Here is a 6,892-nt window from a genome sequence, read left to right as displayed (position 1 = left end):
CTTCAAAAGTTTTTTGAGATCACGTCCTTTAGGACGACAATATCAAGTGCCTGCTCGCCTACAAGTCTTTTCAGCCGTGCGTTTTCTTCCTCTAACTGGCGTAATCGCTTTGCGTCAGAGATGTTCATTCCACCGAACTTGCTGCGCCACTTGTAAAAGGTCGCATCCGAGATGCCATGCTGACGGCATAGATCGACAACGCGAACTCCAGCCTCGGCTTGCCGCAAAATTCCAATAATCTGTTCTTCGGTGAATCTGCTACGTTTCATTCTTGTGCTCCTATGTCAGGAACACTAACTTTTCAATGGCATACTTTTCGGGGGGAGGGTCAATGTTAGCCTAAAGCAAACTCAAAGGAGATATATATGATGCTGTTAACAGAACAATCCACAAACACAGTCCTCGTGCTTGGTGCAGGGCAACTTGGAATGCCCGTATTGCGTGCAATGAGTAAAAAAACTCACAAAAATCCATCGACAAAAATCAGCGTATTACTCAAAGAGGAAGCCAGTCACGCTGTTTCTGGTCCGCGAAAAGATCGGCTTGATGAACTCAGAACGATAGGTATATCCGTGGTAGAAGGGGATCTGCAAAGACAGAGTATTGATGAATTGAGCACCCTTTTTCGACAGTTTAACGCGGTAATCAACTGTAGTGGTTTTGTTGGTGGACCAGGAACGCAGATCAAAATTACCACGGCTGTGCTCAATGCAGGTGTAACTCGCTACTTTCCGTGGCAATTTGGTGTGGACTACGACATCGTGGGGAAAGGAAGTGGGCAAGAGGTATGGGATGAACAACTTGAGGTGCGTCATCTTTTACGTGGGCAAAGCAAGACCGATTGGACCATTGTCTCCACTGGAATTTTTACTAGCTACCTCTTTGAACCAAGTTTTGGTGTGGTCGATGAAAAAAACCATACTGTATATGGCCTCGGCGACTGGCAATACTCTGTAACGCTAACCACCCCCGAAGATATTGGCATGTTAACGGCTGAAATATTCTTTTATCAGCCTGAAATTCGCAACAAAATTGTTTATATTGCTGGCGATACTTTGAAATACAGTGAAATTGCAGAGCTAATGGAGAGTCGGTGGGGGGACATAGCTGAGAAAAAATTACTGACTAAGGAAATGCTGATCGACGATGTGCGCAATTCCCCAAATGACACAGCAGCGAAATATCGACTCGCCTTCGCACGTCCTGACGGCGTGGCATGGAGTATGGCAAATACTTTTAATTTTCAGCAGGGAATTGAGACCACAACAGCCATGCAGTGGCTTGCAAACCATGACAACATTTATAGCGACTGACGCGACGGGCCAAGTGTGAAGCCCGCGTTTCCAGTATGGCTAGCTAGGCCTAAATGAAAATGCAGGTGGTGGATTACGCAACTTTTGGCGGAGACTTTGGCGTTGAGCTTGGCAAGGGAAACTTTACTTGGACCCGGCTATGGCCCGCAAGCTTTGGAGTACCGCAGTACCCCAAGTTTCTGCCCCGGTGTGGTATGAACTCTGGTGATGGTTTTGCTAAAGCCCGCAAAGACTATTGGGGATGAATTTGAAGAATTAGCAGCAGTGTTCGACCTCATCTTGCCGCTAGATTTTCACGTAAGTCACAGCTACTATGGGGTCACAAACGGGGTCACAAGTCTTCGTGAACAAAAAAATAAATTACAACAATTTCAGCCCGTTGAAAATCCACATATCAAATGGTGCCGAGTCTCCCCTTTGCACCATCTTGAACTCCAAGGGAGTTCAAAGAAGCCCGCTAAGCTATCAGCTTTGCGGGTTTCCTGCTTTTTAAGCATCCAGTTTATTGGCTGGAGTTGCTGGCTCTAAACGGCTTTACACCAAAAACGGGGGCAAGCCCCATCAACGGGCAGTTTTTCCGACAGTTATCTGATCAATTCTCCATCCATTTCAGCAGCACGAAACGCGCACATGTAATAAATCTGCTGTGTCATGCAAAAATTCGTACGCGGTGGGCTACATACAAAAAGGGACGGGGTATTTTCCGCCATGAGGTTGATAAAGGCAAAAAAGCGGCCTGCATACTGGGGCATAACGCGCCTTTGAATGCAAGCCGCCTCGTGAGGGCAGATATGTTTAAAAACGCAACAGGTTGTTTACGCGGCCCTTGGCATCCCTAAGCCGCACGTTGAACTCCCTGCCGTGTTGTCAGCACATGTCACAGCGGTATGACGCAGCCAGACTACAAATTCTGCCTCAGCAACTTTTGCCACCGCCCTGCTACACAGGGTCGGCCTGCTTTTCGGCCTGCGCGTTAATGTAGACAGCCCGGTAGCTCTTGCCAGAGATCACAATGCCCAAGGCCACAATAGCAAGGCTGATGCCCAGGGCAAGGAACAGCGGCTGGCTCACATCGAAAGCCAGCTTGGCGACAATGGCTGCCGTGGTGCTGCAAATGATGGAGGTAAGAGCCCAGAAAGGCGAGAGCCAGCCGGGCTTGAAAATCGCCAGTGTCAGCGGCACAAAAACACCGCCGCCGCGCAGCAGGAAGGAGAAGAAATTCCAGTACAGCACGGTGGAATGAAGATACGTATAGGCCAGCGTCGAAAAGATCGCGGTCACGATGACAAGGGTAATCCGGTTGGCCTTCAGAATCCCCTCGCTCGATGTAACCTTGAACACATTGCCCACAAAGTCGCGCGAAATCATGGTGCCAATGCCCAAAGCCTGCCCTGCGGTAGAACCGATGATGGCCAGCAGCACCCCCGAAATGGCTATGCCGCCAAACCAGTCGGGCAAATAGGTAAAGAAAAACGTGGGCAAGGCCAAAATAGGAGGTAATGCCGGATTTTGCGCGTGCATGAACATGCCAATGGCCACAATGGGCAACCCGACAGGGATAACCACCAACCCAGCCATGATGGCCCCGCGAGAAGCCGTGCGGGCATCGCTGGCCGAGTACAGGGCCTGAATGTAGTTCTGCGAGCAGCAAATGCCCACCACTGTTGAGAATATGTTGCCGAGCACCTGCCCGGTACCGGTGCTGAAAAGATTCAGCCAAGGCTCATGCGGAAATACCGTGGAGAAATCAGGAAGTTCGTACAGCGATACCACAGCCACCGCGCTGCCTACCAGCAGGCCCACCCATAGCACACTCATTTTTATAATACCAGTAACGCTGCTGCCTTTCTGGCCGCTGAAAAACACGGTCATAAGCACAAGCGCCGCAAGCAGAAAGGTTGCCGCAAGCGGGCTGATTTTAAGGATTGCGGCCAGTATGTTTATCCCCGCAATGACGCCGGCCACGCAGCCGCACAGCATGCTCAAGGTACCGCATATGCTGATGACCGGGGCGGCGTATTTGCCATAATGCAGGCCAAAAAATTCGGGAACGGTTTCAAGATTGGTGCGCCGCAGGGCGCGGGCGTAAAAAATGCCCTGCACCAAAAACCCCAACCCTGCACCAAGAGAATACGACCATGCGCAAAGACCGGCCTGATAGGCCAGCTGCGCCGTGCCCACCGTAGCGCCGCCGCCGATAATAACGCCCACAATACCGCCCGCCACCAGAGGAGAAGAAGCGGCACGGCCCACAAGGCTGAACCCGTCCGCAGATTTTACGCTGCGCGCGGAATAAATTGAGTATCCAAGGGTAATGCCGACCACCAGAAACATGCCCAGATAATGAACAAAACTGACTTCCATATGACCTCACCCGATGATTGTAATGCCAGCATAAAGGCCCCAGCAATGACTGCCGCCCGCCTGTTGGTGTTCAGGCGGGCGGCCTGCATTGCGCACCCCGTTGGGCGCACTTTGGGTAACCTGCATACGTGCAGTTGCTTGAGGTAAAACAGGGAGGTCGCCATTTCTGGTTCAGAGGCACAAATCTCGGCTGCCCCCCTTGATACGGCGTTAAGCTTATGCTTCTAAAACGCCTATACCCAGCTACGCCACTTCATGGAAGCCACTGTATGGTTCAACGCCTTGACCCAGCAGGCCATGCGCATGGTGATGTTTTTCTCGTTGGAGACCGCATATATTTCATTGAATACGTCAAGGAACACGCCTTCGAGCTTCTTGTTGACGAATTCTTCAGTCCAGCAGTCGTTATTGAGGTTCTGAATGCGCTCAAAATGTGCCACCTGGGTGCCGCCAGAGTTGGCGTACACATCGGGGCAGTCGATAATCTTGCGGTCGCGCAGAATTTTTTCGGCTTCAACAGTCACAGGGCCGTTGGCGCCTTCCATAATGGCCCAAGCCTTAACGTTAGCCGCATTTTCAGGGGTGATAACGCTCTGCACAGCGCAGGGGGCCAGCACGTCGCAATCCTGCACCAGCAGTTCCGCGTTGGTCACGGCCTTGGCTTTGGGATACCCGGTCAGGGTGCCCTTTTCTTCAAACCAGGCAAACACGTCCTTCACATCGAGACCACCGGCATTGTAGATGCCGCCGTTCACGTCGCTTACGCCGCAGATGGTCACATTGTCTTCATTGTACAGCGACACAAGGTTTCCGCCCACCTTGCCAAAACCCTGCACAACAGCGCGCAAGCTCGACATGGGCTTGCCCACAGAGGCCGCAACCGCACGGGTGGCGTACTGCACGCCACGGCTGGTGGCCAGAGCGCGCCCGGCAGAACCGCCAAGGGGCATGGCCTTTCCGCTCACGGCAGCCGGTTCAAGCCGCTGGTGCATGGCTTCCCATTCGTCCAGCATCCAGCTTTGGGTGCGGGTATCGGTGCCGATGTCAGCGCCGGGAAAGTCCATCCAGGGGCCGGTGATGGAAGAGATGGCGCGGATATAGCCACGGCACAACCGCTCCAGTTCGTTGAGAGACAAGGTGGTGGGGTCAACAGCAATGCCGCCCTTGCCGCCGCCGTTGGGAATGTTGTTGCAGGCGTTTTTGATAGTCATCCACATGCTCAGCGCACGCACGTCATCGGGCGTTTCATCCTTGTGAAAACGCGTGCCGCCACGAATGGGGCCGTTGGCCCAGTTGTGGTGAAAACGGTAGGCTTCGATAATTTTTTACACTACCATTATCCATTTTAAGGGGGATGCGCACTGTAAGTTCACGCATGGGACGCTTGAGAAATTCATGAACATGGGGTTCGAGTCCGGCGAGGGCTGCCGCTTGTTCCAGTTGTGCGAGTGCGTTTTCAAGAGCTGTAGTTGCTGTAGCCATGTCATTCTCCATTTAGTCTGTTATTTTTATCAAATCCGCATGCATTTTATGTTATTTCATGAGCATATGGATTTAATAGTTAAAACAATAATCAGAAAAACAGTGATCATTCATCAAGCAAACAGTTTCTATAACAGTTCAAATATGTACCAATGCAAGCAAAAGACATGCCATACAGCAAGCAAGTTGAAAAAATCTGGCAGAATGCACTTAATCTATTGCAAAAACGATCTTTTTTTACGTTATATAAATCACAATCACATAGAAATTCTCGTTGTATGCTCGAAAACGTGCTTAAATAGTTAACGAGCGTTAACAAATGAGCATCAATATGCTGCCTCTTCCGCAAAGAGTGGATTGAAATGTTTGAGCCCAGACAAAAGGGTGCAACAATGCAACGCAGCAGGTTCGTCGCAGAAAGGATCATTTTTTGAGGGAAGGAGGAGAAAGGCAGATCAAGGCAAGCCGCAGTTGGAATGGGTTGTCGATCCGTGTTCCCATAATGGCGTTTAAGATGCGACCTTGTAGAAATTGCGCAGCAAATTCTGTGGAATGAACATTTTTTATGTCAGCGGTTATGGCAAGAAGAAGTCACCCGGCTGAAAAGCCTTGGCAGCGAGCAGGCTTTTCATATCTTTGCCCGTAAGAATGCACATGTAGAAAACTTTTCGAAGCCGCATTACACAGGAAAGCCCTGCCCATATAGACGCAGACAAGACCAGCCATGCAGCCGCAACGGCATCATTGACGCTTTCAAGCAGCCTGCAGGGCGGTTTACGCACGCATCCGTTCCTTTTTGACAACAGTGGGCTTCTAAGCCGCCTACACGGCGGTTAATTACTCGTCTGCATTGCGCAAACAATGCGATTGTCTATCTGCACTACTCGCACACAGTCCAGATAAAAAACGTTGCGCGCTTGGAGAGCACTACGGGCTTCGAGTTGACTTGCTTTTCCCCCTTCATGGCAGAGTAGGGCTAATCCGACACGCTACGGGGTTATGGGCGCAACACATAACGGTTAGGCAGGCTCCGCTGAGGCGGCCCCCGGTTCACAGCGCACCACCAGAGTAAAACGCTGTTCCGTGCTCTTGCTGCTCACCACAAAGTAATCCATCTTATCCTTTTGCATGCCCCGCATACGCCGCTGGCTCCGTTGCGCTGTTTCCGCACCCGTTATGGCCTTGACATCGGCGCTGGCAAAACAGCTCCCGCCGCCAAACCGTTGCCTGGGTTCACAAATGCCGTATGATCGGGATTGCCTTGCTCGCAGTTTTTGCAGTGTTTCAAGTTATAAATGAAATTACAAAGCCTTATGCCACAAGTGTGCCCCTGCCTTTCAGCGGGAATGATGTGAAGTGGTTGTGGTGCCGCCTTCCCTCTTGCCTTTTGCAGGTCGTGATCAGGAGATGGTTGTGGAGCTGCCATCCTTAGACTCGCCGGAGCGTGAGCGGAGGCGACGTGCTGGTGTTGGGCGAGTTTGCAAAATACGCATTTTTGTGGACTGACAAGGAAAAATTAGTTTTTTAAGCGCATCGTACTTCAAGTACGTGAGCATTAAAAAACTAATTTTGACGCAGGCAGGCCCAAAAAGTCGGGTTTGCGTAAATGCGGCTGACGGGCTCTGGACGCGCTACCAGAGAGGAACGATAAAAATCGAGGGGGAAAAAAGAACGGAAGGGAGGGGGTAGTAGAAGGAGGAAAAGACAAAGCCCCTTGCGCTTTGAGCAGCAAG

At 51.2% G+C, this 6,892-nt stretch carries 4 protein-coding genes and 1 pseudogene; 1 reads left to right on the top strand and 4 read right to left on the bottom strand.

The features are described 5' to 3' along the window. Positions 1-11 precede the first annotated feature (11 nt). A pseudogene (locus G449_RS0101490) lies at positions 12-269 on the bottom strand (transposase); the annotation flags it as partial. A gap of 96 nt (positions 270-365) precedes the next feature. Here G449_RS0101490 and G449_RS0101485 point away from each other — a divergent pair. Beyond that, on the top strand, positions 366-1,313 hold the full coding sequence (locus G449_RS0101485) for an aromatic alcohol reductase (RefSeq protein WP_022657537.1): 948 nt from the start codon (positions 366-368) through the stop codon (positions 1,311-1,313). A gap of 939 nt (positions 1,314-2,252) precedes the next feature. On the opposite strand, the gene G449_RS15530 is transcribed toward G449_RS0101485, so the two are convergent. The 3 genes from G449_RS15530 to G449_RS18350 form a co-directional block, all read right to left on the bottom strand. Next, positions 2,253-3,677, bottom strand: coding sequence for a sodium:solute symporter family protein (locus G449_RS15530; protein WP_022657535.1), 1,425 nt, complete (start codon positions 3,675-3,677; stop codon positions 2,253-2,255). Positions 3,678-3,910: 233 nt separating this feature from the next. Next, positions 3,911-4,954, bottom strand: a complete 1,044-nt coding sequence (locus G449_RS15525; RefSeq protein ID WP_245559802.1) for a Glu/Leu/Phe/Val family dehydrogenase — start codon at positions 4,952-4,954, stop codon at positions 3,911-3,913. Continuing rightward, positions 4,923-5,159: a hypothetical protein gene (locus G449_RS18350; protein WP_159060406.1), complete on the bottom strand. Its 237-nt coding sequence runs from the start codon at positions 5,157-5,159 to the stop codon at positions 4,923-4,925. Before G449_RS18350 ends, G449_RS15525 begins: the two co-directional genes overlap by 32 nt. Positions 5,160-6,892: the final 1,733 nt, after the last annotated feature.

Source organism: Desulfovibrio desulfuricans DSM 642, from assembly GCF_000420465.1.
Classification (GTDB): Bacteria; Desulfobacterota; Desulfovibrionia; order Desulfovibrionales; family Desulfovibrionaceae; genus Desulfovibrio; species Desulfovibrio desulfuricans.
The sequence above is the reverse complement of the archived record's forward strand: the minus strand, read 5'-3'. Positions and strand labels throughout refer to the sequence as shown.